At 75.9% G+C, this 25,886-nt stretch carries 19 protein-coding genes, 3 tRNA genes and 2 pseudogenes; 8 read left to right on the top strand and 16 right to left on the bottom strand.

Translation table 11 applies throughout. The annotated features are described in order from the left end of the window. Positions 1-54 precede the first annotated feature (54 nt). Both ACIA8Q_RS17385 and ACIA8Q_RS17380 read right to left on the bottom strand, forming a co-directional pair. Positions 55-128 (bottom strand) — tRNA-Lys (locus tag ACIA8Q_RS17385). A 107-nt stretch (positions 129-235) separates the two neighbouring features. Beyond that, positions 236-1,144 carry an NADP-dependent oxidoreductase gene (locus ACIA8Q_RS17380; RefSeq protein WP_396317402.1) on the bottom strand — a complete coding sequence of 303 codons (909 nt, stop codon included), beginning with the start codon at positions 1,142-1,144 and terminating at the stop codon, positions 236-238. A gap of 217 nt (positions 1,145-1,361) precedes the next feature. Here ACIA8Q_RS17380 and ACIA8Q_RS17375 point away from each other — a divergent pair, with 217 nt between their 5' ends. Together ACIA8Q_RS17375 and pgi are read left to right on the top strand one after the other, a co-directional pair. After that, on the top strand, positions 1,362-2,945 hold the full coding sequence (locus ACIA8Q_RS17375) for a Na+/H+ antiporter (RefSeq protein WP_387901364.1): 1,584 nt from the start codon (positions 1,362-1,364) through the stop codon (positions 2,943-2,945). A gap of 224 nt (positions 2,946-3,169) precedes the next feature. Beyond that, positions 3,170-4,831 carry a glucose-6-phosphate isomerase gene (gene pgi, locus ACIA8Q_RS17370; protein WP_360209310.1) on the top strand — a complete coding sequence of 554 codons (1,662 nt, stop codon included), beginning with the start codon at positions 3,170-3,172 and terminating at the stop codon, positions 4,829-4,831. Between the two features lie 114 nt (positions 4,832-4,945). Here pgi and ACIA8Q_RS17365 read toward each other — a convergent pair. The 3 genes from ACIA8Q_RS17365 to ACIA8Q_RS17355 form a co-directional block, all read right to left on the bottom strand. After that, a tRNA-Lys gene (locus ACIA8Q_RS17365) sits at positions 4,946-5,019 on the bottom strand. A 68-nt stretch (positions 5,020-5,087) separates the two neighbouring features. Beyond that, the gene (locus tag ACIA8Q_RS17360) at positions 5,088-5,645 is read right to left on the bottom strand and encodes a bifunctional DNA primase/polymerase (protein ID WP_360209307.1); all 558 of its coding nucleotides are present in this window, start codon (positions 5,643-5,645) and stop codon (positions 5,088-5,090) included. A gap of 155 nt (positions 5,646-5,800) precedes the next feature. Beyond that, complete coding sequence (locus ACIA8Q_RS17355; RefSeq protein ID WP_360209305.1) at positions 5,801-6,175, bottom strand: hypothetical protein; 375 nt, start codon at positions 6,173-6,175, stop codon at positions 5,801-5,803. 310 nt (positions 6,176-6,485) lie between these two features. On the opposite strand from ACIA8Q_RS17355, the gene ACIA8Q_RS17350 reads away from it, so the two are divergent. Next, the gene (locus tag ACIA8Q_RS17350; RefSeq protein ID WP_396317401.1) at positions 6,486-6,803 is read left to right on the top strand and encodes a hypothetical protein; all 318 of its coding nucleotides are present in this window, start codon (positions 6,486-6,488) and stop codon (positions 6,801-6,803) included. An 84-nt stretch (positions 6,804-6,887) separates the two neighbouring features. Here the strand turns inward: ACIA8Q_RS17350 and ACIA8Q_RS17345 are convergent, their stop codons facing one another. From ACIA8Q_RS17345 to ACIA8Q_RS17335, 3 genes are read right to left on the bottom strand one after another with little or no spacing between them, the layout of a single operon-like run. After that, positions 6,888-8,240, bottom strand: coding sequence for an AAA domain-containing protein (locus ACIA8Q_RS17345; RefSeq protein WP_360209513.1), 1,353 nt, complete (start codon positions 8,238-8,240; stop codon positions 6,888-6,890). A gap of 8 nt (positions 8,241-8,248) precedes the next feature. Then, the gene (locus ACIA8Q_RS17340) at positions 8,249-9,880 is read right to left on the bottom strand and encodes a hypothetical protein (protein WP_396317400.1); all 1,632 of its coding nucleotides are present in this window, start codon (positions 9,878-9,880) and stop codon (positions 8,249-8,251) included. A gap of 46 nt (positions 9,881-9,926) precedes the next feature. Then, a complete protein-coding gene (locus ACIA8Q_RS17335) occupies positions 9,927-11,135 on the bottom strand; it encodes a hypothetical protein (protein WP_360209297.1) in 1,209 nt (402 codons plus the stop codon). 187 nt (positions 11,136-11,322) lie between these two features. Between ACIA8Q_RS17335 and ACIA8Q_RS17330 the strand changes: the two genes are divergently transcribed. Beyond that, complete coding sequence (locus ACIA8Q_RS17330; protein ID WP_396317399.1) at positions 11,323-11,979, top strand: histidine phosphatase family protein; 657 nt, start codon at positions 11,323-11,325, stop codon at positions 11,977-11,979. An 80-nt stretch (positions 11,980-12,059) separates the two neighbouring features. On the opposite strand, the gene ACIA8Q_RS17325 is transcribed toward ACIA8Q_RS17330, so the two are convergent. Then, the gene (locus ACIA8Q_RS17325; RefSeq protein ID WP_396317398.1) at positions 12,060-13,658 is read right to left on the bottom strand and encodes a tetratricopeptide repeat protein; all 1,599 of its coding nucleotides are present in this window, start codon (positions 13,656-13,658) and stop codon (positions 12,060-12,062) included. A gap of 264 nt (positions 13,659-13,922) precedes the next feature. Between ACIA8Q_RS17325 and ACIA8Q_RS17320 the strand changes: the two genes are divergently transcribed. Next, a complete protein-coding gene (locus tag ACIA8Q_RS17320) occupies positions 13,923-14,423 on the top strand; it encodes a hypothetical protein (RefSeq protein WP_360209288.1) in 501 nt (166 codons plus the stop codon). A gap of 141 nt (positions 14,424-14,564) precedes the next feature. Next, the gene (locus ACIA8Q_RS17315) at positions 14,565-15,488 is read left to right on the top strand and encodes a spermidine synthase (protein ID WP_387901353.1); all 924 of its coding nucleotides are present in this window, start codon (positions 14,565-14,567) and stop codon (positions 15,486-15,488) included. Between the two features lie 186 nt (positions 15,489-15,674). On the opposite strand, the gene ACIA8Q_RS17310 is transcribed toward ACIA8Q_RS17315, so the two are convergent. The 5 genes and pseudogenes from ACIA8Q_RS17310 to ACIA8Q_RS17290 form a co-directional block, all read right to left on the bottom strand. Next, the gene (locus ACIA8Q_RS17310) at positions 15,675-16,610 is read right to left on the bottom strand and encodes a hypothetical protein (RefSeq protein WP_360209284.1); all 936 of its coding nucleotides are present in this window, start codon (positions 16,608-16,610) and stop codon (positions 15,675-15,677) included. A gap of 110 nt (positions 16,611-16,720) precedes the next feature. After that, entirely contained in the window at positions 16,721-17,167 is a 447-nt protein-coding gene (locus ACIA8Q_RS17305; RefSeq protein WP_387901349.1) for a DUF4442 domain-containing protein, read from the bottom strand. Positions 17,168-17,300: 133 nt separating this feature from the next. Continuing rightward, positions 17,301-17,376: transfer RNA gene (locus ACIA8Q_RS17300), tRNA-His, on the bottom strand. Between the two features lie 208 nt (positions 17,377-17,584). Continuing rightward, a complete protein-coding gene (gene orn, locus ACIA8Q_RS17295) occupies positions 17,585-18,187 on the bottom strand; it encodes an oligoribonuclease (RefSeq protein WP_360209279.1) in 603 nt (200 codons plus the stop codon). Positions 18,188-19,089: 902 nt separating this feature from the next. After that, positions 19,090-20,088 (bottom strand): annotated as a pseudogene (locus ACIA8Q_RS17290) (helix-turn-helix domain-containing protein); the annotation flags it as partial. Positions 20,089-21,013: 925 nt separating this feature from the next. On the opposite strand from ACIA8Q_RS17290, the gene ACIA8Q_RS17285 reads away from it, so the two are divergent. After that, positions 21,014-21,814, top strand: coding sequence for a GNAT family N-acetyltransferase (locus tag ACIA8Q_RS17285; protein ID WP_360209276.1), 801 nt, complete (start codon positions 21,014-21,016; stop codon positions 21,812-21,814). A gap of 131 nt (positions 21,815-21,945) precedes the next feature. On the opposite strand, the gene ACIA8Q_RS17280 is transcribed toward ACIA8Q_RS17285, so the two are convergent. Beyond that, positions 21,946-23,016 carry an HAD family hydrolase gene (locus ACIA8Q_RS17280; RefSeq protein ID WP_360209274.1) on the bottom strand — a complete coding sequence of 357 codons (1,071 nt, stop codon included), beginning with the start codon at positions 23,014-23,016 and terminating at the stop codon, positions 21,946-21,948. Positions 23,017-23,962: 946 nt separating this feature from the next. On the opposite strand from ACIA8Q_RS17280, the pseudogene ACIA8Q_RS17275 reads away from it, so the two are divergent. Next, positions 23,963-24,424: pseudogene (locus tag ACIA8Q_RS17275) on the top strand (universal stress protein); the annotation flags it as partial. Between the two features lie 125 nt (positions 24,425-24,549). Here the strand turns inward: ACIA8Q_RS17275 and ACIA8Q_RS17270 are convergent. Then, the gene (locus ACIA8Q_RS17270) at positions 24,550-25,740 is read right to left on the bottom strand and encodes an acyl-CoA dehydrogenase family protein (protein WP_360209269.1); all 1,191 of its coding nucleotides are present in this window, start codon (positions 25,738-25,740) and stop codon (positions 24,550-24,552) included. Positions 25,741-25,886 lie beyond the last annotated feature (146 nt).

Raw genomic sequence — 25,886 nt, 5'->3', positions numbered from 1 at the left:
AGCCGGAAACGCCGGAAGGCCCCTCGCTCTCGCGAAGGGCCTTCCGGCTGTCTGTGCGCCGCCAGGGACTCGAACCCCGGACCCGCTGATTAAGAGTCAGCTGCTCTAACCAACTGAGCTAGCGGCGCCTGCTGACGTGGAGAACATTACCTGGTCAGCAGCAGAAACACACAATCGGCCCGGACGGGCGGCAGCCGGAGCGGCCGGCGCCCGGGCCGGGGTCGGCCGGCGGCCGTCAGGGGACCAGGACGACCTTGCCCCGGACGTGCCCGGTGCCGACCATCCGGTGCGCGTCCGCGGCGCGCTCCAGCGGGAAGGCCTCGGCCACCTCCAGCCGCAGGCCGCCGGCCTCCCAGAGCCCGACCAGCTCGGCCAGCCGGGCGGCGGTCCGCTCCGCCCGCAGCCCGCGCACCCCGAGCCGTTCGGCGCCCGGGTAGTCGACCACGGTGCCGATCCGCGCCCGGTCCGCGACCAGCTCGACCGAGGCCTCCAGCGCGCCCCGCCCGGCGGCGTCGAAGGCGGCGTCCACGCCCTGCGGCGCCACCGCCCGGACCCGCTCGACCAGCCCCTCGCCGTAGGCGACGGGAACGGCGCCCAGCCCGCGCAGGTACGCGTGGTTGCGCTCGCCGGCCGTGCCGATCACGGTGGCGCCCCAGGCCCGGGCGAGCTGGACGGCGACGGTGCCGACTCCGCCGGACGCACCGTGCACCAGGACGGTGTCGCCGGGGCCGACGCCCAGCAGGCGGAGGGCCATGTGCGCGGTCTGGCCGGAGGCGGAGAGCGAGCCGGCCTGCTCCCAGGGCATCGCGGCGGGCTTGGCGACCAGCTGGGCGGTGTCCACGGTGACGAACTCGGCGTGGCAGTTCAGGAGCCGGAAGCCCAGGACCTCGTCGCCGACCTGCCAGCCGTGGCTGCCGGGGCCGAGCCGGTCGACCACCCCGGCGAACTCGTTGCCGAGGACGAACGGCGGCTCGATCCGCGCCCCGGGCGGGGAGAAGCCCTCGCGGATGGCGAGGTCGACCGGCTGGACCCCGGCCGCGCGGACCCGGACCCGCACCTCGCCCGGCCCGGGCAGCGGGTCGGGCGTCTCGGCCGCCCGCAGGACCTCCGGTCCGCCGAACCCGGGAACGGTGACTGCCTTCATGGGTGCTCCTGCCCTCTCGGTCGTGCGCGCGTGCCGCGGCGGGTCCGCGCCGGCGTGTCCGCGTCCGCGGGGGAGTGTCCGCCGCGGGCCGCGCGCCGATCCTCGAACCTGAAGCGCGCTTGAGGTCAAGCACCTCCCGGCGTGTCCCCCGGGATAGGCGCATTGTCAGATTTATCCTGGCGGCGCTCAGCCGTCCGCCGTCGAGAGGAACCTCCCCGTGGGTCAGCTGCCCCTGCTCTTCCTGGTGCTGCTCGCCTCCGTGGTGACCATGCCGCTGGCCCGCCGGACCGGGGTGCCGCAGCCGGTGCTGATGACCCTGCTCGGCATCGTCATGGCGCTCGTCCCGCAGATCCCGGACATCACCATCGAGCCCGAACTCATCCTGCCGCTGGTCCTGCCGCCGCTGATCTTCGCGGTCGCCCGGCGCTCCTCGGTCCGCTACTTCAAGGCCAACGTCCGCTCGATCCTGCTGCTCGCCGTCGCCCTGGTCGTGGTCACCACCGTCGCCGTGGCCGGCACCGTGCACTGGCTCCTGCCCGCGCTGCCGCTGGCCGCCGCGATCGCGGTCGGCGCGCTGGTCTCCCCGCCCGACCCGGTCGCCGCCGTCGCGGTGGCCGGCAGCGTGGGACTGCCCCGCCGCCTGGTGGCGATCCTGGAGAGCGAGGGCCTGTTCAACGACGTCACCGCGATCGTCATCTACTCGCTGGCCATCGACGCCGTGGTGAGCGACGACTTCTCGGCCGGCCACGCGATCCTGCGCTTCGTGCTCTCCGCGGTGCTCGCCGTGGTGGTCGGGATCGTCCTCGGCTGGGTGAACAGCAAGCTCGCCGAACTGCTGGACGACCCGACCCAGCAGGTCGCGCTCAACCTGCTGGTGCCCTTCGCCGCCTACACCATCGCCGAGGAGATCCACGGCTCCGGCGTCCTCGCCGTGGTGATCTGCGCGCTCTACCTCGCCGAGCGGGCCGCCGACGCCGACGCCGTCTCCTACCGGCTCGTCGGCAACGCCTTCTGGGAGGTCGTCGAGATCCTGATCACCGGCGTCGCCTTCGGCCTGATCGGGCTGGAGCTCGCCACCGTGCTCAAGGAGGCCGGCACCGGCTGGACCGGCATGCTCGGCGACGCCGGGGTGGTGATCGCCGTCGTCGTCCTGGTCCGGCTGCTCTGGCTGCTGCCGGCCGGCTGGGTCTCCCGGCGGCTGCGCTCGGGCGAGGAGGAGGACACGCCGTTCAGCTGGCGGGAGAGCGTGGTGCTCTGGTGGTCCGGCATGCGCGGCGTGGCCACCGTCGCCCTGGCCCTCGCCATCCCGCTGACCGTGCACTCCGGCGCGGACTTCCCCGAGCGCGGCCGACTGGTCTTCATCGCCTTCAGCGTGGTGCTCTTCACCCTGCTGGTCCAGGGCCTGACCCTGCCCTGGCTGGCCAAGCGGCTGCAGCTGGACATCGACCAGGACCGCCACGAGCAGGCCGTCCGCCGGCTCTGGTGGCGGGCCGCCAAGGCCGGGCTGCTGCGGCTCGGCGAGCTGGAGGAGCAGGACCGGCTGCCCGCCGAGGTCGCCGACCGCCTGCGGGACCGTCAGCACGACCGGCTGGCCCGGCTCTGCCCGGAGAACTACGCGGAGGAGGAGGCCGCCGAGGCGAAACTGCGGCTCTCCCAGTGGCGGGCTGCCCGGGAGGTCGAGCAGGAGATGATCGCCGCGTCCCGGCGCGAGATGCTGGTCGCCCGCAGCGAGGCGGGCACCGATCCGGAGCTGGTCGACCAGGTGCTGCGCGGGCTCGACCTGCGCTCCGAGAGGAAGTGACGCACCGTCGGTCCACCCCGCTGACACCTCCCCGTCACCGGGCGGCCGACCCGCCTCGGGACGTGACCGAACGGAATGTGCGCGGCCCCGCCGGACGTTGCATAGGCTGAGCCCGGGCAGGCCGTCAACGGAGTCGGCGCACCACCAGTACCCGCACGACCTCGCGAAACCCTCACCGCCTGGCCCTGCCGGTATCTGCACCCAGATGAATCGAGGAACCACCGATGTCGGAGACCCGCGCCGACGCCCGCACCCCGCTCGACCGGACCCCGCAGTGGGCGGCCCTCGGCAAGCACCGCGCCGAGCTGGGCGAGACGCACCTGCGCGAGCTGTTCGCCGCCGACCCGGAGCGCGGCCGCCGCTACACCCTCCAGGTCGGCGACCTGCACGTGGACTACGCCAAGCACCTGGTCACCGACGAGACGCTGGAACTGCTGCGCGAGCTCGCCGCGGCCACCGGGGTCGCCGGGCTGCGGGACGCGATGTTCCGCGGCGAGAAGATCAACAACACCGAGCAGCGCGCCGTCCTGCACACCGCGCTGCGCGCCCCGCGCGGTGCCGTGGTCGAGGTCGACGGCGAGAACGTCGTGCCCGCCGTGCACGCCGTCCTGGACAAGATGGCCGGCTTCGCCGACCGGGTCCGCGGCGGCGAGTGGCGCGGCCACACCGGCAAGGCGATCCGCACCGTCGTCAACATCGGCATCGGCGGCTCCGACCTCGGCCCCGCGATGGCCTACGAGGTGCTCCGCTCCTACGCCGAGCGCGACCTGGACGTCCGCTTCGTCTCCAACGTGGACGGCGCCGACCTGCACGAGGCGGTGCGCGACCTCGACCCGGCCGAGACGCTGTTCATCGTCGCCTCGAAGACCTTCACCACCATCGAGACCATCACCAACGCGGTCTCCGCCCGGGACTGGCTGCTCGCCGGGCTGGGCGCCGGCACCGAGGCCGTGGCCAAGCACTTCGTCGCGCTGTCCACCAACGCGCAGGGCGTGCACGACTTCGGCATCGACACCGCCAACATGTTCGAGTTCTGGGACTGGGTCGGCGGCCGCTACTCCTACGACTCGGCGATCGGCCTCTCACTGATGATCGCCATCGGCCCGGACGCCTTCCGCGAGATGCTGGACGGCTTCCACCTGGTCGACGAGCACTTCCGCACCGCCCCGCCGGAGCAGAACGTCCCGCTGCTGCTCGGCCTGCTGGGCGTCTGGTACGGCGCGTTCTTCGACGCCCAGGCGCACGCCGTGCTGCCGTACTCGCACTACCTCTCCAAGTTCACCGCCTACCTGCAGCAGCTGGACATGGAGTCCAACGGCAAGTCGGTGACCAGGGACGGCACGCCGGTGAACTGGCAGACCGGGCCGGTGGTCTGGGGCACCCCCGGCACCAACGGGCAGCACGCCTACTACCAGCTGCTGCACCAGGGCACCAAGGTGATCCCGGCCGACTTCATCGGCTTCGCCCGGCCCGTCGCCGACCTGCTCCCGGGCCTGGTCGCCCAGCACGACCTGCTGCTGGCCAACTTCTTCGCGCAGACCCAGGCGCTGGCCTTCGGCCGGACCCCGGAGGAGGTCGCGGCCGAGGGCGTGCCCGCCGAGCTCGTCCCGCACAAGACGTTCCGGGGCAACCACCCGACCACCACCATCCTGGCCGCCGAGCTGACCCCCTCGGTGCTCGGCCAGCTGGTCGCGCTCTACGAGCACAAGGTGTTCGTCCAGGGCGCGATCTGGAACATCGACTCCTTCGACCAGTGGGGCGTCGAGCTGGGCAAGGTGCTGGCCAAGCGGATCGAACCCGTGCTGCTCACCGGCGAGGGCGCCGACCAGCTGGACGGCTCCACCGCGGAGCTGGTGGCCCGCTACCGCGCACTGCGCGGCCGCTGAGCCCCGGCCGGGCCGTCCGCTCCCGCGGGCGGCCCGCCGCCCGGCGCTCCCGGGCCCCGCACGCGGAAACGCCGAAGGGCCCCTCGCTCTCGCGAGGGGCCCTTCGACCGTCTGTGCGCCGCCAGGGACTCGAACCCCGGACCCGCTGATTAAGAGTCAGCTGCTCTAACCAACTGAGCTAGCGGCGCCTGCTGACAGAGAAGACTCTAGCAGCGGCCCCGGGCCGCGCCAAAATCGAATACCGTCCGTCCGGGGTTCACCCGCCGGTCACCACCGCCGCGCCGACCGGCACCGCCGCACCGGGCTCCCGGGCCGCCCGCACGCAGGCCCACAGCACCACCGAGGCACCGGGCAGCCACGGCTCGCGGTCCTCCGGCGCGACGATCCACCGGCCGGAGCCCAGCCCCGGGGAGTCCGGGCCGTTCACCATCCGCTGCACCGGCGGCACCGTCACCGTGTCGCCCCGCCCGTGACAGAACAGCGGCGGCACGTCCCGGGCCCACTCCTCCCAGGCCAGCAGCCGGCGCAGCCTGGGCGCCGCGCCGGGCCGCACGAACAGCAGGGTCCGCCCCCGGTAGGAGGCCACCGGGCCGCAGCCGGGGCCGGAGGCCCACAGCTCGTCCAGCACCCGGCGGCCGAACAGCGACGGCATGCTGATCACGTCGAAGGCGCGACCGCAGGGCAGCACCGAGGGCGCCCACGGGCGGGCCTCCCAGAGGGCGCGCATGCTGCGCGGGTACTCGCTGGCGGAGGCGAGCCAGGCCTCCCCGGCGACGGTGACGTACTCCACCGACTGATAGGTCCAGATGTCCACGCACAGCAGCCTGCGCGCTCGGCGGGCCGGACGGGAGGGAAAGCGCCGTTCGTCGGACAGGGCGGCGCGGCACGGCGTACCCTTCCCGCCGCGCATATGCCAGCGGCGCGTGTCCGGGGCCCGTGTGGCGGACGGGGCGGATGCGGCGCCGGGGCTCAGTCCTCGTGGCGGCGGGGCTGGAGCAGCCCGCGGCCGTACTCGATCATCTTGGCCGCGTAGTCCGGGGTCCAGTCCGCGCGTCGGGCGATCTCGGTGTCCGGCAGCGCGTCGAACCGGCGCGGGTCGGCCAGCTGCGCGGCGGCGACGGCCTGGAAGTCGGTGGCCCGCTCCGCGGCGGCCCGGAAGGCCAGGGCCAGCTCGGTGGAGCGGCGCAGCAGCTCCGCGGGGTCGTCGATGGACTCCAGGTCGAAGAACCGTTCCGGCTCCGGCTCGGCGGACTGCGGCTCGAACAGCAGCTGCGCCGGACGCTGGCGTCGCGCGGGGTCGGACGGACCACCGTGGTCGGACGCCTTCGTGTGGGAGTCGGGCATGGACGGACACCTCCGGGGCTCGATGAGGGGGTGGGCGGCGGCTGCTCCGGGCCGCGCCGCCCGGTCGTGGCCGTCGTCCATTGTCGCGCGGCGGCGGCCGGTAACGGAACGGTGCGCGTGCGGGCGCTATTCCCCCGCACGCGCCGGGGGCGCGCCCCCGCGGCCCGGGTACCCCTTCGGGTGGTCCCGGCGCCGTGCCGTCATCGCGGCCCGGCCTGCGGCGTTGTCCCGGGTGAACCGGCACCGGCCGACGTGCCGACGCCGGCCGATTGCCGACCGACCGCCGTCCGACCGCCGTCCAAGGAGGACCATGCGCACTGGGAAGACCCTCGCGACCCTGTCCCTCGCCCTGCCGCTCGCCCTGCCGATCGCCGCCACGGCCCCCGACGCCGTCGCCGCCGAGACCACCGTCGTGGTGACCGGCGGGCAGAGCGCACCCGGCGGCTGGTCGACGGCGACCTGCCCGGCCCACAGCCACCTCACGGGCGGCGGCTACACCCTCACGCCGGCCGATCCCGCCGACGCCGTCCTGGTCAGCGCCCCCGTCCCGGACGCCCCGGCCACCTGGGCGGCCCGGGCGGCCCGCGGCGTCGTCCGGGCCTACGCGCTCTGCGAGACCGAGGACTGACCGAGGACTGACCGGCACCGGCCGAGGACCGACGCCGGACCGGCCCGGGAGCGACCGCCGGGCCGCCCACGGCCGCCCCGGCGGTCAGCGCAGCCGGACCCGGTGGCCGCCGAGGTGGTGCAGCACCTCGTGATTGGCCTCCCAGCCGTCCGGGAAGCTCACCGGGGCGCCCAGCTGCACCGGCTCGGTCGACGGGTGCTCGTCCAGCAGCTCGCCGATCCCGGCCCGGGCCACCACGATGCAGGCGTGCCGGTGCCGGGAGGCGAGCACGCACAGCCGGCCCGTCTCCAGGTGGAAGGCCGTCGCGTCCGGTCGCCCGGAGAGCGGGTGCAGCACCACGGTGACGTCGTACTCGCGGCCCTGCAGCCGGTTGGCGGTGTCCACCGTGACGGCCGGGCCGGCCGCCACGTCCACCGGGACGCCCGCCCTGAGCAGGGCCGCCCGGACGGCCGCGGCCTGGTCCCGGTGGGCGGTCCCGACCGCGATCCGGCCCGCGGTGAGCGGGGCGGAGCCCTGCTCGGAGTGGGCGGTCAGCCCACGGTCCAGCAGTCGGCGGACGGTGGCCGCGACGGCCGCCACCGCCTGCGGGTCGGTGCGCACGGTGTGCCGGGCGGGCAGCTCCAGCAGGGCCCAGCCGTGCTCGGCGGCCCGGTCGATCGCGGCGTCCAGCGCCGAGCCGTCCGGCCGTACCGCGGCCGTGAGCCGGCGGTCGTCCGGCCCGGTGCCGGAGCGGAACGGCGTGTACGGGTAGAAGGCCCGCGAGATCAGCGGCGCCGCGCTGGCCGGCAGCCGCCAGGAGACCGGCAGCCGGTGCGGCTCGATCTGCGGGTTGTGCGCCAGCATGGTGACCACGGCGCTGCTCGACGGGTCGTAGGACAGGCCCGCCCACTGCTCGGTGCCGACCACGGTGAACGGGTCCAGCTGGCCGGGGTCGCCGACGAACAGCGCCCGCTCGAACAGCCGGGCCACCGCGAGCAGCGCGTCCGAGCGCATCTGGTACGCCTCGTCGACGATCGCGTGCCGCCACGGCGCCTCGGCCCGCACCCACTGCCACTTCGCCGAGGTGGAGATCACCACGTCCTGCTCGACCAGGTCGGCCACCTTGTCGGAGGGCGTGACGTTGGCGTGCCGCAGCACCTCCGGGCCGGGCCGGGCGTCCGCGGCGTGCAGCCGTCCGATCGTCAGCTCCGGCGCTTTCTCGGCCAGTCGGCCGACGAGGTCGTCCACCTGGCCGTTGGTCTGGGCGACGATCATCAACCGCTCGCCGGCCCCGACCAGTTCGCGGGCGGCGCGCACCACCAGCGTCGACTTCCCGGCCCCGGGCGGGGAGTCCACGACCACCCCGCGCGGGGCGCCGGCCGGCGGGTGGACCGTCGCCGCCAGGATCCGGGCCACGGCGGCGTCGGCGGCCTCGCCGGGCGCCTGCTCGGTGCTCATCCCGCCCATCACTCCCACTCCTCGGCGGCGGCGGCGGACGGCCCGGCCGCGGGCGCGGCGCCGGGCGGGCCGCCGTGCGTCCACGGGGTCTCGTCCGGATCGGGCAGCGGGGCGGACTGGCGGACCGTCAGCTCGAAGAGCGTGAAGGTCACCGGTTCGCCGGGCTCCGGCAGGCTGCCCGGCTCCGGCTCCTTCCTGCGGCCCATGCCGGACAGCACGCGCAGGGTGATCGTCCCCGCGGCCTGGTCGACCGCGGCGATCTCGGCCTTCTGTGCGGACGGCCCTGCGCCGCCCTCCGGCCGGGGGAACCCCCGGACCCGGTGCGCCTCCCGCCCGAGGTCGGCGTGCGGGCGGTCGGTCGTCCGCAGGGTGACCAGCGGGCGCGGCTTGGGGGAGCGGCCGGAGGTGTCGTAGTCCGGCACCACCTCCGTCACCACGCCGGTGAACGCCTCTCCCGCCAGACGGTGTTCGGCCATCGCCAACGGATCGTCCAGCGCCTCCTGGACGTCCAGCCGGGCCTGCTCGCGCTCGCGCTGGGCGAGCTTGCGGGCGGCCGTCACCGCGTCGTCCTGCCGGGGCTGCGGCGGCTCGCCGGCGGCCAGCCGGTCCCGGTGGCCGGTGTAGGACCAGCGGTCGCCCGTCCAGCGCTCCGCCAGGTGCCCGGCCGGCGGCAGCGCCCGCAGCAGGTCCAGGCCGTGCCAGACGTCCCGCCAGGTGGGCAGCAGTACTGCCGTCAGCGCCTCGCGCAGCTGCCCGACGGCCGCCCGGACGGCGTCCCGGGCCCGTTCGGCGGCGGGCTCGTCCCCCTGCTCGGCGGCGTGCCGCAGGGCGGCCGCGGCGGCGTCGTAGCGGGCGATCGCCGGGGCGAGCACGGCCTCGTCGAACTGCGGGTCCGTGGCCGGACCGGCCGGCGGGTGCAGCAGCTGCCCGCGGTCGTCCCGGGCCGACTCGGCGCGCTCGGCGGCCTCGGCGCCGGTCAGCCCGTCCGGCGGTGCGTGCCAGGCCAGCCGGGCGGCCAGGTGCTGGTCCTCGAGGTGGCTCTGGCCGGTGGCCCAGTGCCGGGCCAGCAGGCCGGTCATCGACAGCAGCAGGCAGGTGCCGGGCACCTGGGCGCGGTCGGTGAGGTGGGTCAGCCAGCGGCCGAGCAGCGGCACCCGCACCGGCGCCGGGTAGGGGCCCGGTTCGGCGTCCTCGGCCGTGCGGCGGAACCGGGTCGAGCGTCCGAGCAGGGCGAGGTGCTGCACGCCGGCGCCGTTCGGCACGATCAGCTGCGGCGCGTCGGAGCACAGCTCCCGGAACACCTGGGTCTTCTCGCCCGTCTCCGGGTCCTTCTCGGAGCCCTCGATCTGCTCCACGTCCTCGGCGAAGGACTCCAGGTAGGGCAGCAGGTCGGCGGCCAGGCCGGCCAGGAAGTCGAAGCGCAGGGTCCGGTTGAGCGGCTGCGGCACCAGGTGCACCCGGGGCCGTTCCCGGTCGGTGCCCAGCATCACCGCCAGCGGCGCGCCGGACTCGCCGGCCGCGGTCAGCGGCACCAGCACCATCGGGCGGTCCGACAGGTGCCGGTGCCGGACGGTGGCCAGCGGCTCGGCCCGGCCGCTGCGGACGGCCTCCAGCCGGGCGAGGGTGGTCAGCAGGCTCATGCGCCCGCCCCGCCGCGGCCGGGCACCGGCCCGTCGCCGCGCCCGCTCACCGTGCGGCTCCGACCAGTGCCCGGCCCAGCGCCTCGGCGCGCAGGGCGGCCGCGTAGGCCAGCCGTTCGGCGGCCTCGTCGGTGTCGGCACCCGTCTCCTCGGCGGCGGCCAGCGCCTGCGCCACCGTCCGGATGCTGCCCAGCTCGCCGCGCACGCCGCGGCCCAGCTGCTCGACCCGGTCGTCGCAGCGGGCCCGGGCACGGCAGTGGAAGCCGAGCTCGCAGGTGGAGAGGCAGTCCGGGCTGTACGCGGCGGGCACCGCCTCCACCGAGGCGGTCAGCTCCTCGGCGGAGCGGGCGGGGTCGCCGTCCTCGCGGGTGGCCAGGTCGAAGTCGGCCCCGGCGGGCAGCTCCGCGAGCAGCCGGCCGATGCCGGTCAGCCGGCTCAGCTGGCGGCGGGTGGTGGCGAGCTCCCGGCGGACGTCGACGGCGACGGCCGTCGGCCGGTTGCCGAAGTCCTTCGGGCAGACCAGCAGCACGCTCGACCGGGGGCTGCCCGGCAGCGCCTGCTCGGTGTACGGGTCCTCGGCGAGCGGCCGGCCGGCCCGTGCGGCGGCGGCGTGCTGGAGCGCCAGCACGTAGACCGCGGCCTGGCGGGCGGCGGCACCGACCTTGGCCGGGTCGGCACCGCCGTCCAGCACCGGGAAGGACTTGATCTCGACCACGGTGCACCGCCCGCCGTGCACCACGACGGCGTCCGGCTCCAGGTAGGCGGTGCCGCCGGCCACGTCCAGCCGCAGCATCGGGTGGTCCAGCAGCGTCCAGGCCTCCGGCTCGGCGGCGGCCCGGGCGAGCGCCTCGGCCGTCCGGTCGGCCCGGACGGCGGGGCCGGAGCGGTGCAGCAGGTCCGGGACCAGCAGCGGGGCGCCGCCGCCGTCCACCGGGACGCCGAGGCGGGCCCGCAGCGGCTCCAGCAGCGCGGCGTAGTCGTCCGCCTTCAGCCGGGCCTCGAAGATCACGCCGCGGGAGATCGCGAACGGGGACTGCCCGAAGGGGGCGGGGCGGCCGAGCCGGGCGGCCAGTGCCGACTTGTCCACCCCGGCCGCGTCGAGCACGGCGCGGCGGTGGCAGCCCGGATTGGCGGCGAGCGCGGCGAGGGAGCGGGCGTTCAGACTGCGCTGCGGTGCCGGTCCGCGCAGCTCGGCGAGCCGCTGGGCGAGCGGCTCAGCGTGCCCGCTGGACGGGACGTTCGTCGAGACGTTCATGGTGCGGCCCAGTGTCGCATCCGGGTCCGACAAAGCGGTGCGGCCCGGCCCGTTCCGGCCTGCGGCCGCCCGCCCCCGCCAACTCCCCCGCTCGGGATCGTGTCCGCCGTCCGGGTGAGGGATCATGGAACCCGGTGCTCAACGGTGAGACCGAACGTTGCCACCGCCCCGCTGCGAGGAGCCCCCCATGCCCGCCCGAATCGTGCTGGTCCGCCACGGCGAGACCGAATGGTCGGCCACCGGCCGCCACACCGGCCGCACCGACATCCCGTTGACCGAGGAGGGCCGCGCGATGGCCCGGGCGCTCGGCGCCCGCCTCGCCAGGGCCCCCTGGAACGGGCTCTCGGACGCGCTCGTCTACACCAGCCCGCTCGGCCGCGCCAGGGAGACCTGCGAGCTGGCCGGCCTCGGCGACCGCGCGGTCGACCGCCCGGAGCTCCTGGAGTGGGACTACGGCCAGTACGAGGGCCGCACCGGTGCGGACATCCGCGCCGCCGACCACCCCGGCTGGCTGATCTGGCGCGACGGCGTGCCCGGCGGCGAGAAGCTCTCCGAGGTGGCCGCCCGGGTGGACGCCCTGCTCGCCGACCTCAACGAGGAACACGGCGTCCCCGACGAGGACACCACCGTCATGCACTGCGCGGACCGCGACGTCGTGCTCTTCGCGCACGGCCACCTGCTGCGCATCCTGACCGCCCGCTGGCTGGGCCTGCCGCCCGAGTTCGCCCAGCGGTTCAAGCTCGGCACCGCCGCGCTCTGCGTGCTGTCCTGGGAGTACGGCGCCCCGGCCGTCGAGGTCTGGAACGACCTCTCCCACCTGGAGGAGACGGGCGCCGCCCACTGACGCGTCGTTCACGGCGCGCCGCCCACTGGCGCACCGCCCACCGACGCTTCGCCCACCGACGCGCCGTTGACCGCCGTGCCTCAGGCGGCCGCCGCCCGGTCGTACCGGACCAGGAAGCGGCGCACCTCGGGCACGGCGGCGTGGCCGCGCAGCCGTCCGGCGGTGTCCGCCAGCATGCCGCGGATCCGCGCCGAACGGACCTCGCCGAACAGCGCCACGGCGGCCGAGCCGTGGTGCGCCGCGCCCACCAGGTCGCCCCGGCCGAGCCGGTCGTGGGCGAGTTCGGCGGTGTAGAGGACCCGGTTGCGCACGAAGTGCGGCTCCTGAAGCGCTATGGCCAGCGCGGCCTGCTCGCTGGCGCGGTCCCAGTCGCCGAGCGCCGACCAGCACTGCGACTGCAGACCGGCGAGCTCCGCCTCGCCGAAGAAGGACATCCACTCCGGGTCGGCGTCGACGGGGCCGTGGTCGAAGAGCGTGCGGGCCCGGGTGAGGGCGCGTTCGCAGGCGGTGCGGTCCTGCAGCACGGCCCAGCCGCCGGCCTCGCGCATGGCCAGCAGGGCGAGCAGCCGGTCGGAGCCGAGCCGGCGGGCGGCGACCTGGCCGGCCTGGGCGGCGCGCAGCGCCTCGCGGGGCCGGCCGGCGTCGCGGGCGAGGAAGGCGCTGTTGCAGAAGACGTGCGCCTCCAGGGCGGCGTCGCCGGCCATCCGGGCGGTGGCGAGCGCTTCCGCGTAGAGCGAGCGGGCGTCCGCGAGCCGGTTCGAGTCGTGGGCCAACCAGCCCACCGAGATGGCGAGTTCGCCGGCCCCGGCCTGGAGCCTGCGTTCGGTCTCCGCGCTGTACTCACCCTCGTTGAGCAGCACGTAGGCGGTGCGCAGCGATTGCCCGGCGCGTCCGAACAGGGTGTCGCCGCCGTGCGCGTCGTCGGCCAGCCGGATGTCCCGGACGGCCTGTTCGACGCCGAGCACCTCGGCGACGCCGACCTTGCGCAGCGGCGGCACCGGTCCCGGGCGGCCCGGCACCAGGGGGCCGGGTCCGGGGTCGAACAGTCGCGGCACGGCGGGGTCGGTGGCGGGGCCGCCGGCAGCGGTGGCGCGGCCGGCGGCGGCCGCGGCCGGCCGCTCGATGCCGATCACGGCGGCCAGCGCGGTCGAGCCGCCGGCCAGGAACGTACGGCGACGCACGTCGTCGTTCTCCTCGTCGAGATAGGGCGATCCGTCGGACCCCCGGGGCACCGCGCCGGCCCCCGGCCACGGGGGCCCGTCCGGAGCGGTTGGATCCGCGTACGGCGAGGCAGCGTACGGGAGTTGGGTGGAGAGCGGTGAGCGCGGGGCGGGCAGGGGCGGGAACGGGGGGTGGCACGTGGGGGGTTCGGCCCGCAGGCCGCCGGGGGTCGCCGTGCGGCCCCGGACGGCGGTGCGGGGGGAGAAGCCGAGGTCGGTGAGCGTGCGGTCCGGCCACATGTGCCGGAACACCCGCTCGTAGGCGTAGTTGGGACAGCGGATCTCACCGGACTCGACCCGCCCGACGTAGCGCGCGTCGCAGGACACGTGCTCGCCGATCTCGCGGGCGGCCCGGCGCACCGCCGTGGCGAACTCGCCGGGAGAGCGATCGCCGCGCAGCGCGCGCATCACGGAGTTGGGGGACGGGCGGTTCGGCTCGGCCGGTGGGGTGGCTGCCATGCCGCCGACAGTACCGGGCGTGACCGGTCGACCACGGCGGGTTCACGGGAGATGTGCTGTCAATCCGGTACATACCGGGCTTTGTTGCGGGTATCCGCCATGAAATGCCATGGCTTGCTGTAAGGCGCCCCGTGGCCTGCCGGGCGTCCACCGCGTTGTCCTGATACGTGGAAGCCCGGGCCCCGCCCCGGCCCGTCGCCCGCCCCGCGGCCCCCACCTCCCGGACGGCGGCGGCTTCCGACCCGACGAGGTACAGGAGGGCCCATGATGGCCACCGGACTGCCGCAGTACCGACCCGTCGTCGGAGGGGCGCTCGCCGGCGCCGCCCCCGCCCTGCTCCCCGAACCCGCCGACGAACGGATCCCCGGTCGCGGGCCGGTCGAGGGCGGCCGGGCCCCCTGCGGCGCGCGGAACCGCACCGGAGCCGCCGAGGACACCCCCGCCACCTCCTACGACACCGTGACCGTCGCGCTGCGGCACGGCCTGGAGGCGGTCGACATCCTGCGCCTGCGCCGTGCCTGCGGCGCCGTCCTGCAGAGTCGCAACGGCAGCACCGTCGTCTTCCTCGTCCCCGCCGGCACCTGCGACACCTGGCACCTGCCCGGCAGCTCCTGCACGGCCGGCGCCCTGCTGCCCGGCGCCACCGACCCGCGCTGGGTGATCCCCCCGGCCGGCGTCGCGCGCCCCACCGACGCCTGGGTGCTCCGTTCCGCCCTGTGCGAGGCCGCCTGCACGCTCACCGCCGGCGGACTCGGCCCGTTCTAGCGTGCGTGCCGTGCGGATCCCGCCGGGCCCGCGAGCCCGACCCGCCCCTCCGGCCGGATCCACCCGGTACGCCCCTCGACGCCCCTGACCTGTGACGACCGGCCTGTGACGCCGCCCCGTCCGGCGGCGATAATGGCCAGCATGGGACGAAGCAGAGCCGCCCGCGGCACGGGCCGCGACACCGAGCGCGACACCGGACCGGCCGCCACCGGCCCCGGCGGCCGCACCCACGCCCAGGGCCCGCTCACCCGCCCCGTCGGCTCCGGCCTCGCCGAGCTGCGCCCCGACCGCGACCGGCCCGACGCCTGGTCGCTGCTGATCGACGGCGCCCCGCAGTCCCTGGTCGACCTCGCCGACCCCACCCACCTGGGCTTCGAGTACCAGCGCCGGCTCGGCCACCTGATCGACCTGGCCGCCCCGCCGGGCCGACCGCTCACCGTCCTGCACCTCGGCGGCGGCGCCCTCACCCTGGCCCGCTACGTCGCCGCCACCCGGCCCCGCTCCCGCCAGCAGGTCGCCGAGATCGACACCGCGCTCACCGAACTCGTCCGCACGGAACTCCCGTTGGAGCGCGGCTGGCAGATCAAGGTGCGCGGCGCCGACGCCCGCAGCGTGCTGGAGCGCACCCCCGAGGGCAGCGTCGACCTGGTCATCACGGACGTCTTCTCCGGCGCCCGCACCCCGGCCCACTGCACGACCGTCGAGTTCACCGCCCTCGCCGCCCGCGCCCTCGCCCCCGGCGGGCGGTACGCGGCGAACATCGCCGACGGCTCGGCCCTGCGCTTCGCCCGCTCCCAGGTGGCCACCCTCGGTGCCGTCTTCCCCGAGCTGTGCCTGATCGCCGACCCGGCCGTGCTGCGCGGCAAGCGCTTCGGCAACCTCGTCCTCGCGGCCGGCCACGACCCGCTGCCGCTGGCCGACCTCACCCGCCGGGTCGCCTCCGACGCGGCGCTCGGCCGGGTCGAACACGGGCCCGGGCTCACCGACTTCACGGCCGGCGCCGTCCCGGCCACCGACGCCACCGCCGCCCCTTCGCCGGCCCCGCCGCCGGGCGTCTTCCGCTGACCGGTCCGGCCGTCCCGTCCGCCTGGGCGCCACCCTGACGGGCCCGACCTGACCTGGCCCGCCCCGACCCGACCTGACCGGGCCTGACCGGCCTGCCGTCCGGCCGCCGTCCGGTCCGGCTCGCGTGCGAACTCCCGCCGCGCCTCCGGCGGGTGGGCCCGTTGCCGTCCTCCCGGGCCGGGCCCGTCAGTGTCCGCGCGGCAGGCCGCGGTGCTTGCACATGGCCGCGCCGGTCAGCAGCAGTCCGGCGGCGATCGGGGCGAGGACGGCGGTCACCGTGGCGGAGTCGTCGCCGACGGCCGTGACCGGGGCGGTCTCGGCGAGGGCGATCGGCGCGGCCGGACCGTCAGGCGTGACGGTGCTCACCGGCGCGGCGGTGGCGGTGCCGGCGACGCCCCGGTCGGCCGTGCTCCGCGGGTCCGGGGCGACGGTCTCCCGGGCGGGCGGGGGCGTGGCGGCCGCCCGGGGCTGGTGGGGCGCGTGGGCGGTGGCCGCGGTGCGGCCGGGGCCGCTGCCGGGCCGGGCGGCGGTGGGCGGTGCGGACGGTTCGCCCTCGCGGGGCGCGCGGGCCTCGACGCGGCGGCCCTGCGCGGGGGCGGTGTCGAGCAGGCCGGAGGCGATCGCGAAAGCGTCGGGGACGGCGGCCCGTTGGCCGGGGAGGGGGAGCCCGCCGGCCCGGATCCGGTCCTGGAGGAGGCCGCCGACGGCGCCGGTGGTCCCGGCGAGTCCGGTGCCGGGCGGTTCGCCGACGGGCCCGGAGGGCCGGGCGGTCTCCCCGCCCGGTTGGTGCCCGGCCTCGGGGGGCGGTCCGGCTGATGTCCCGTCGGGCGGGGATCCGCCGGTGGCGGGGCGGCTCCGGGGCGCCCCGCGCGGGGCCGGTCCGCCGTGCGCGCCGCCGTCGTGCGGCGCGGTCCGTCGGACGGCGGGCCGGGTCCCCTCCGGCGGGGGTTCGGCGGAGGCCGCGTACGCTCCGGGTGCGCCGATCCCCCAGAGCTGGGCGAGGAGCGCGCCGCCGGCCGCGACCGCGCGGGGGTGCGGCAGCCACCGTCGGATCGCGCGCCGCGCTCCGGTGACGCCGCGGGGGGCGGGCTCCTGGGGCCTGGTCGCGTGGTTGGCTCGCACGTGAGTCGAGAACGAGCGGACGGGGCGTGAGGTCACGCCGGCCGTCACGGACGGTCATCGCGCGAGTGGCCCGGGGGGTCGGACCCCCGGGGCCACCGGCCGCGGGGTGGTCAGGAGTTGGGGCGCAGGGTCCAGGTGACCGTCATCACACCGGTGACGGCGCCGTCGGCGCGGGTGATCTCGACGGTGACCGGGAACTCGGGGCGGCCGCCGGCGTCCAGCTCGGCGACGACCTCGGCGGCCGGGCGGCCGAGCAGGGCGGTGGCGGTGACCTCGCCCATGGCGAGCTTCTTGTAGGCGATCTCGGCGTTCACGGCGAGCGGCACGGCCCGGGAGAGCTGGTCGCCGAAGGCGGCGAGCACGATGCAGCCGCTGGCGGACTCGGCGAGGGTGAACATCGCGCCGGCGTGCGGGCCGCCGACGTGGTTGTGGTACGCGGGCTGGTCGGGCAGCCGGAGCACCGCGCGCTCCGGGGTGGTCTCCAGGTACTCGAGCTTGAGGGTGTGCGCCATCGGCACGGTGGAGTCGAGCAGCTGGCCGATCGAAGGAGTCGTCATGGCGGCAATGTTACTTGTCGGTAGCTTCTGGCGGCAGGTCTGCGCCGGGAAAACCCGAACCGCCGGGGAGAACTGAGGGAACGCGAAAACGCCCGAGGGGCCGACCTCTTGAAGAGATCGGCCCCTCGGGCTCTGGGGTGAGTGACGGGACTCGAACCCGCGGCCACCTGGACCACAACCAGGTGCTCTACCAACTGAGCTACACCCACCATCTGTCCGGTCCGTTCCCGCTCTCGCGTTCCCGTTCCGACAGGAAGAACTCTACAGGATCCGAGAGGGTGCTCGCGCCAGGGTTTCGTTCGGGCGGACGCGGGCACTCCGCGCACCCCTGCGGGCCCGCGGCGGCGGGGTCGGGTGGCGGCCGTCGGTGGCGGGTCCGGGTCGGCCGGGGCCCCGCCACCGGGGACGGTCCGCCGGTCAGGCCGTCGGAGCCTGGTACTTCTCGGCGATGGCACGCGCGGTGTCGGTGTCCGGGCCGGGCTGCGGGACGAACACCGCCTCCCGGTAGTAGCGCAGTTCGTCGATGCTCTCGCGGATGTCGGCGAGCGCCCGGTGGTTCCCGCCCTTCTGCGGGCTGTTGTAGTAGGCCTTCGGGTACCAGCGGCGGGCCAGCTCCTTGATCGAGGAGACGTCCACGATCCGGTAGTGCAGGTGCTTCTCCAGCGCCGGCATGTCCCGGGCCAGGAAGCCGCGGTCGGTGGCCACCGAGTTCCCGCACAGCGGCGTCCGGCCGGCCTCCGGCACGTGCTCGCGGATGTACGCGAGCACCCGCTCCTCGGCCTCGGCCAGCGTCACGCCGTGCTCCAGCTCCTCCAGCAGGCCGGAGGAGGTGTGCATGGCGCGCACCACCTCGGGCATGTTCGCCAGCGCCTCCGCCGGCGGGCGGATGACGACGTCCACGCCCTCGCCGAGGATGTTCAGCTCGGAGTCCGTCACCAGCGCCGCGACCTCGACCAGGGCGTCCTGGTCGAGGTCGAGGCCGGTCATCTCACAGTCGATCCATACCAAACGGTCATTCACGCAGCTCACCCTACGGCGCGATCACGCGCCGCGGGGACCGGTGGCGCCGACCGGGGCTCCGGGGCGCAGCCCTCGGCCTGGTGCTCCTCCGCGCCGGCGTGCGGGCCGTGGCCCTCCGGGCGCTCGCCGTCCCGGCCGGTGCGGACCGCGTGGCCCTCCCGGGCCGGGCGCGCCTCACGAGCCGTCCGGGCGCCCTCGGCACCCGTCCGGCCGGCCTGCGGACGGACCTGCGGCGCCCGCGCCTGCCGGCCCCGGAGCTCGCCCGCCCCGGCCGCCGGCTGCCCGGCGGGGGCGGGCGCAGGCACCCGGCCGCCGCCGGTGGCGTGACCGCGGCCGGCCTGGCCCGCCCCGGTCGCGCCTGCGTCGTCCGCGGGCCGCTCGACCGCGCTCCGGTGCCCCTGGCCCTGACCGCGCGCCCCCGGCTGGGGGAGTCCGTCCTCCGCGGCCGCGTGCTCGGCGGTGCGCGGCGGACGCCCCGCCCCGGCCCCGGGCCCGGCCTGCGGCGGCACCATCGGAGGCCGCGCCGGACCGCGCCCCGCACCCTGCTGCCCGGGGTGCGGGGGCTGTGCGGCCTGCTGGTACGGGTACGGCTGTCCGGCCCGGGCGTGGAAGGCCTGGGCGGCCGGCGTCCCGGCCTGCCCCGGACCGAACGGACCGGGCTGGCCGTGCGGGCCCAGCTGACCGGGGCCGACCGGCTGCGCGCCGTGCGGCACGGGCTGGCCGTGCGGGCCGACCGGCACCGGCGACCCGGGGCCGCCCGGGAACGGCTGCCCCGGTTGCCCGCCGTGCGCGCCGCCGAACAGGGCCCCGCCCGCCGCGGCGGCCGCGGCCGCGTGCGGCAGGGCGCCGGGCAGTCGGAGGTCGCCGCCCTGCGCTCCACCCGGCAGGGCGGACGCCGGACCGGGGCGGCGGGCCCGGTAGCTGGTCCGGTACGCGGCAGGGGAGACCCCGAGCTGGCGGCGGAAGTGCCCGCGCAGCGCCACCGGCGAACGGAACCCGCACCGGCGCGCGACGTCGTCCACCGACAGCTCCGAGGTCTCCAGCAGCCGCTGCGCCTGGAGCACCCGCTGGGTGATCAGCCACTGCAGCGGCGCACTGCCGGTGAGCGTGCGGAACCGGCGGTCGAAGGTGCGTCGGCTCATGTAGGCGCGCGCCGCCAGGACCTCGACGTCGAACTGCTGGTTGAGGTTCTCGAGCGCCCAGGTGACCACCTCGGCCAGGGGGTCGTTGCCGATCTCCTCCGGTAATGACTGGTCGATGTACTGGGCCTGTCCGCCACCGCTGCGGCGGCTCGGCACCACCAGGCGGCGGGCCAGCGCGTTGGCGGCCTCGGCGCCGTGGTCGCTGCGGACCACGTGCAGGCACAGGTCGATGCCGGCGGCGGTACCGGCCGAGGTGAGCACGTCGCCGTCGTCGACGAACAGCTCGCGCGGGTCGACGTGGACCCGCGGGTAGCGCTTGGCCAGCGTCGGCGCGTACATCCAGTGGGTGGTCGCCGGGCGGCCGTCGAGCAGGCCGGCGGCGGCGAGCACGAAGGCGCCGGTGCAGAGTCCGATGATCCGCGCGCCCTCGTGGTGGGCCTTGCGCAGGGCGGTGATCGCCTCGACGGGCGGGGGCTGCGAGATCGAACGCCAGGCCGGCACGACGATGGTGCCGGCGCGGGCGAGCGCCTCCAGTCCGTAGGGCGCGGAGAGGGTGAGACCGCCGGTGGTGGCGAGCGGGCCCTCCTCGCCGGCGCACACCAGCAGGCGGTAGCGCGGCACCCCGGCGTCCTGGCGGTCGACGCCGAAGACGGAGAGCGGGATCGAGCTCTCGAAGATCGGGGCCCCGCCGAAGATCAGCACCGCGACGGTCTCCCGGCGGCGCCGGCCGGAGAGCTTGCGGGGGGCGGAGCCGGTCATCGGAGTGGGGGAGCCGTTCGGGCCGGGACCGCCGTGGCCGGTCTGGCCGTGGCCCGGTGCGGCTCCGAGGGCGAGGGTCCCGAGCGGGCCGGCGGGGGAGCCGTTCGCGCCGGGCCCGCCGTTCAGCCCTGGGTAGCCGGCCTGCGCGGGGTAGCCGACCTGGGCGGGGTGGCCGGAGTGGTCGGCGCCGTAGGCCTGGGCGGGGTTGACGGCCCCTCGGCTCGCGAGCGGCCCGCCGTGCGGTGCTCCGCCGTGCAGGAGTCCTGCGTGCGGGGTGCCCGCGTGGAGGCCGCCGTGCTCCGCGGGCGCCGAGGAGGGGCCGGTCGCGGTGCCGGGCCCCGGCGCCGAGGAGTACGAGAGGTGGTGGGCTGCGCCCGGGGCGCCGGAGATGCGGGTGCCGGCGGCGATCGCGGAGGTGCCAGTGCTTCTCGCGGACCTGGCCGCGATACCGGCCACCGCCTGGCCGCTGTCAGGACCCGCGTCGCTCCTGCTCACCCTGCTCAAGGCGCTCAAGCCCCCTCGGTGGTGTGGTGTGGGTGGTGCGGCACTGCTCGCCAAGATCGAAATCTATCGGGTGGACCGTTGCCGTTGTGACAAGTTCACCATCCGACGCTATGTCGACATGGCAATTTGGCGTGATGCATTCGATCACGAAGCGTGGCACCCGTCGACCCTTCTGGGAAGAGGGCCCGTGCAACGGTGGCTGGTTGTCGAGGGGCCGCTCCCGGGGTGCCCGGGTTCCGCGCACCCGGCCGGCGGGTCTGGGCTGCGGATTTGCCCAAGCGGGAGGGACCGGCCCGAAATTGACCGAAAATAGCCGGTGCACAAGAGGGCGCACGCAACTCCTCCGTGCGCCTCCCAGGCCTCATCCGGCCAAGGCGGCGACGGCCCGGCCGGGGCCGGGACGCCGGGTTACCGTCCTGCTGTGAACACCCTCAGCCGGCTCGAACAGGCCAACGACAACGCCGCCGCCTTCTGGCTCGCCCAAGCCCGCGCGCACGGCTGGCGGTACCGTATCCGCCCCGACTGGACGGCGGTCCGCTGCGCCCGCACCCCCGATGACCCGCCCCGCCTCCTGGTGACCCGCCGGTACGCCGAACCGAAGCCCCTGGAAGCGGAGTTGGCCGAGCTCATCGAGGAGTGGGAGGCCGTCCGGTTCACCGTGGAGGACCCGTACGGCGGGCTCGACCTGACCGGCCTCGGGGCCGCCAGGATGCCCGCCATGCCGGTGATGACCCGTGAGCCGGGCCCGGTCGAGGGCGCCTCCGCCGCCCTCCCCGCCCGCGCGGAGGCGCGCGGCGGTGGCGTCCTGACGGTCGATGAGGCACTGGACGGCGACACGTTCGCGCTGGTCGAGCGCGCCGTCGTGGACGGCTTCCCGCTGCCGGCCCGGCAGCCCTGGACCCGTGGCGGGGCCCTCCCGGAGAACCTCCTGGGCGACGCGGGGTGCCGGGCCTGGCTGGGCCGGGTCGACGCCGCCGTGGCGGGAGCCTGCCTGACCTACGACGACGGGCGGGTCACGGGCGTCTACTGGGTGGCCACGCTGCCCGCGCACCGCGGTCGGGGCGTGGCCGGCGCCGTGCTGCGGACCGCCCTCGCCCACGCGCACCCCGACCGCCCGGCGAGCCTCGTGGCGACGTCGCTCGGCGAACCGCTCTACCGCCGGCTCGGGTTCACCGAACAGGCCCGGACCAGCTGGTGGATCCGCACCCCGGCCGACTCCTGAGGGCCGGGGTGGACGGGCCGCCGGCCGGTTGCAGGCCTTCGACGGTGACCGGACGGACGGCTGGCGGTGCGCGGACGGACGGACGGCCGGCAGCGGGTGGGTGGGCTGCCGGCGGTGGGCGCGCGGAGGCGCTACGGGGCGGCCGCGGCCGGGGCCGCGACGAAGGCGGTCGGTCCGGGCCCGGCCACCCCATCGGGCCTCCCTCGCAGGGGTGTTGGGCGGGCGCCGGTGGTCGCGCGGCGGCCGTCCGCCCCCGGAGCGGTGCCCTGGGCTGAGCCGGCGAGGCCCTCCGAAGGGCTCTCGGTGAGCAGGGCAAGCTCGCCGGTGCGGTTTCGGACATCCGACGGCCCCACTGGCGCACCGGAAGCACCGGCCGTCCCGCCACCCACGGCAACAGGCGCAAACGGGCTCGCCGGGGCGGTCGTCGCCGGGTGTGCGCCGGGCCGAGCGCCGAGGAGCGCCGTCGTGCGCACCGCCGCTCCGGCCGCCCGGCGCCGCACCGGACCGCCCGCCCGGATGCCCGGCCGCGGCGAGGGCGCGTTGCGCGCCGCGAGCACCTGGCCGACCGCCTCCGGCAGACCGGCCGCCTTCAGCGTCGGCCGGTAGCCGGTCTCGGCCCAGGGGCGGCCGTGGTGCAGCCAGACGCTGCGCAGGCCGGTCAGTTCGGCACCGGCGATGTCCGCGGGGGCGTGGTCCCCGACCATCCAGGAGTGCGACGCCCAGTCGCCGGTCGGCGCGACACCGCACCGCTGGGCGGCGATCTCGAAGATCAGCGGATCGGGCTTGACGCAGTCCGCCTCCTCGGAGATGACCCAGCCGTCGACCATCGGCCCCAGTCCGGTCCGCCGGATCTTCTCCAGCTGCGGCCGCGTGCCGCCGTTGCTCACGATGCCCAGCGTCCACCCGGCCGCCCGCGCCGTCCGCAGCGCGTCGATGTGACCGGACGGGCAGTGGATGTGCGAGTTGATGCCGCGCCGGTAGTGGGCGAGCAGGAACTCGGCGGAGACGTCCAGGCCGTAGCGGCGCCGGACGGCGGACAGTACGGTGCTGCGCGGTACGTAGCCGCCACCGTCCAGGGTGACGAACCAGTCGACGTCTCCGGGCGGTAGGTCTCGTTCGGACAGAAAATCCTGAGCCCAGGCCCGGAAAGCGGCGTCCCTGGGGAGCAGCGTGTTGTCGAGGTCGAACAGGAGCAGGGGCATGTGTCGCATGGTGCCAGCGGCCGTGCCTATGCACCTGGCAAATGCCAGAGCGCGTCGTGAAGCCGTGCACACTGGCTGAATCGGCATCCCGGCCCGGGTGGCGGACGGGGCGGGGCGGGCCCGTCGGGGCTGGTGGGACCGGTGGGGCGTGACGGTTGGCGACATGTCGCAACGGATCGTCGCCGATCCATGACAGTCCGGTCACGGTGTCCGGTGGGCCTGTTGCGTCACCCGGTCCGCTCAGTCAAGCTCCAGGGAACCTCCTTTCCGGAGGGGCGCGTCGCCGGCGGGCGGGGCGCACTGCCGTCGGCGGGCGCATCCTCCTTTTGCGGGAACAAAGGCGCTCCGAGGCTTCACCGCTGGGCTGGGACTCCCGCCCGTCGTACTCTGAAAGGAACAGGTCACATACGGTGCTGCGCGGCGCAGACCGACGTCATGCCGTGGGCGGGCCTGCTGCCCGGGCAGCGTTGTCCTCTCCTGTCGGCCCCTCTCCCTCGAAGAGCCGTGAGCCATGGCTGGTTTTGAGTCCTCCCGACCGCTGGAACCGGACGCGCCCCGCAGCGCGGGCGCAGCGACCGGGGACGGCCACGGCCCCGCAGCCGACGGCCCGGGCCCCGCGGACCGCGTTCCGGCCCCGGCAGAGCGCGTTCCTGCGCCCGGGGGCCGCATTCCGCCCGCTGCCGGCCACGACCCGGCCGACGGGCACGCCGAAGCCCGCGGCAACGGGCACGCCGACGCGTCCGCCGACGGTCGTACCGGCGGCCCGGGCCTCGTACGCGCACTGCGCGACGCCGCCCGGCGGGGCGGCATCGTCCGCCGCGGCCGGTCCGGCCCGCGGCAGCGCCGTGGCGAGCGTCCGGCAGGCTCTCCGGAGCCCCCGGTGACGGGCCGCCTCGGCCCGGGCGCCGAGCGTCCGAAGGCGTCCGACCCGTCCGGTGCGTACGTCGAGCCCACGGCCCAGGACGCGCCCGCGCGCCCCCTCGACCCGGTCTTCCAGCACGGCGTGGTCGTCGGCTTCGACGGCTCCCTGTCGAGCGAGCGCGCGCTCGCCTACGCGGTGGGCATGGCACGTCGCTCGCAGTGCGGCCTGGTGATCGTGCACGTCGCCAACCGCCTGCCCGCCACGGTGTGGGCGGGGTGTGAACCTCCCGTCTTCGTCGACCTCCCCGACCACCGGACCGAGGTCCTGGGTCTGGAGCTCGCCTGTGCGGACTTCCTCGCCGGCGTGCCGTGGATCCTGATCGAGCGGGGCGGCGACATCTGCCACGAGATCGAGGAGGTCGGCCGTGAGTACGCCGCCGACGCGATCGTCGTCGGCACGACGCACGGCCTGCTCGGCAAGCTCTTCGGCTCCGTCTCCGGACGGCTGGCCCGGCGGGCCAACCGTCCGGTGATCGTGATCCCCTGACGCCCTCTCACGGCGCCCGGCCCGGCGCTCCCCGCGCCGGCGGCCTCGCGATGCCGCCGGCTTCGTGGTGCCGGCCGCTCCTCAACGCCGTGTGAGGAGGGGGGTGTCGTTCCGGTGGGACCGGCTCAGAACGTGGCGCCGATCTCCCGCGCGATGAGCATCCGCTGGACCTCCGACGTGCCCTCCCCGATCTCCAGGATCTTGCAGTCGCGCCAGAACCGGGCGACCGGGAACTCGTTCATGAAGCCGTACCCGCCGTGGATCTGGGTCGCCTCGCGGGCGTTGTCGACGGCGGCCTCGGACGAGTACAGCTTCGCGATCGCGGCCTCCTTCTTGAAGGGTTCGCCGTGCAGCAGCCGGGAGGCGGCGTCCCGCCAGGCCAGGCGGGAGGTGTGGGCGCGCAGCTCCATGTCGGCGAGCTTGAACTGGATGGCCTGGTTGGCACCGATCGGGCGACCGAAGGCCCGGCGGGTGCCGGCGTACTTGACGGACTCGTCGACGCATCCCTGGGCCAGGCCGGTGGCCAGGGCGGCGATCGCGATGCGGCCCTCGTCGAGGATCCGCAGGAACTGGGCGTAGCCTCGGCCACGCTCGCCCAGCAGGTTGGCCGCGGGGACGCGGCAGTCGGTGAAGGACAGTTCGCGGGTGTCGGATGCGTTCCACCCGACCTTCGAGTACTTCTTGGACACCTGGAACCCCGGGGTCCCGGTGGGCACGATGATGGAGGAGATCTCGCGGGTGGGCGAGCCGAATTCGCCTTCTTCACTCGAACGAGCGATCGGTTCGGTGAGCGCGGTGACGGTGACCAGACCGGTGATGTCCGTCCCGGAGTTGGTGATGAAGCACTTGGTGCCGTTGATGACCCACTCGTCGGTGGTCTCGTCGTAGCGCGCCGTGGTGCGGGTCGCGCCGGCGTCCGAGCCGCCCTCGGGCTCGGTCAGGCCGAAGGCGCCGAGGAGTTCGCCCGAGGTCAGGCGGGGCAGCCACTCGCGCTTCTGCTCCTCCGTCCCGAAGCGGTGGATCGGCATCGCGCCGAGCGAGACGGCCGCCTCCAGGGTGATCGCCACCGAGGAGTCGACCCGGGCGAGCTCCTCCAGGGCGATGCCGAGCGCGAAGTAGTCGCCGCCCATGCCGCCGTGCTCCTCGGGGAACGGCAGGCCGAACAGGCCCATCCGCCCCATCTCGCGGACGATCTCGTAGGGGAACTCCTCCCGCTCGTAGAACTCGCCGATCTTCGGCGCCACCACGTCCTGGGCGAACTCGGCGACGGTGCGCCGCAGTTCCTCGTACTCGCTGCTGAGTCGGTGGTCGAACACGGTGATCCTCCTGGGGCCCGGCCGGGGTGGCCGCGGGCGTGAGCGGGACGACCGGCGTCCGTCGGACGGTGTGACGGTCGCACGGTGGGATTGGGTGACGAGCGGGGAACCGGGGCCGGCCGGCGGTCGGGTGGCCGCGCGGCCGG

Origin of the sequence: Kitasatospora sp. NPDC051705 (assembly GCF_044453265.1) — a bacterium.
Lineage (GTDB): Bacteria > Actinomycetota > Actinomycetes > Streptomycetales > Streptomycetaceae > Kitasatospora.
This window is presented reverse-complemented; position numbering and strand designations above follow the sequence as displayed.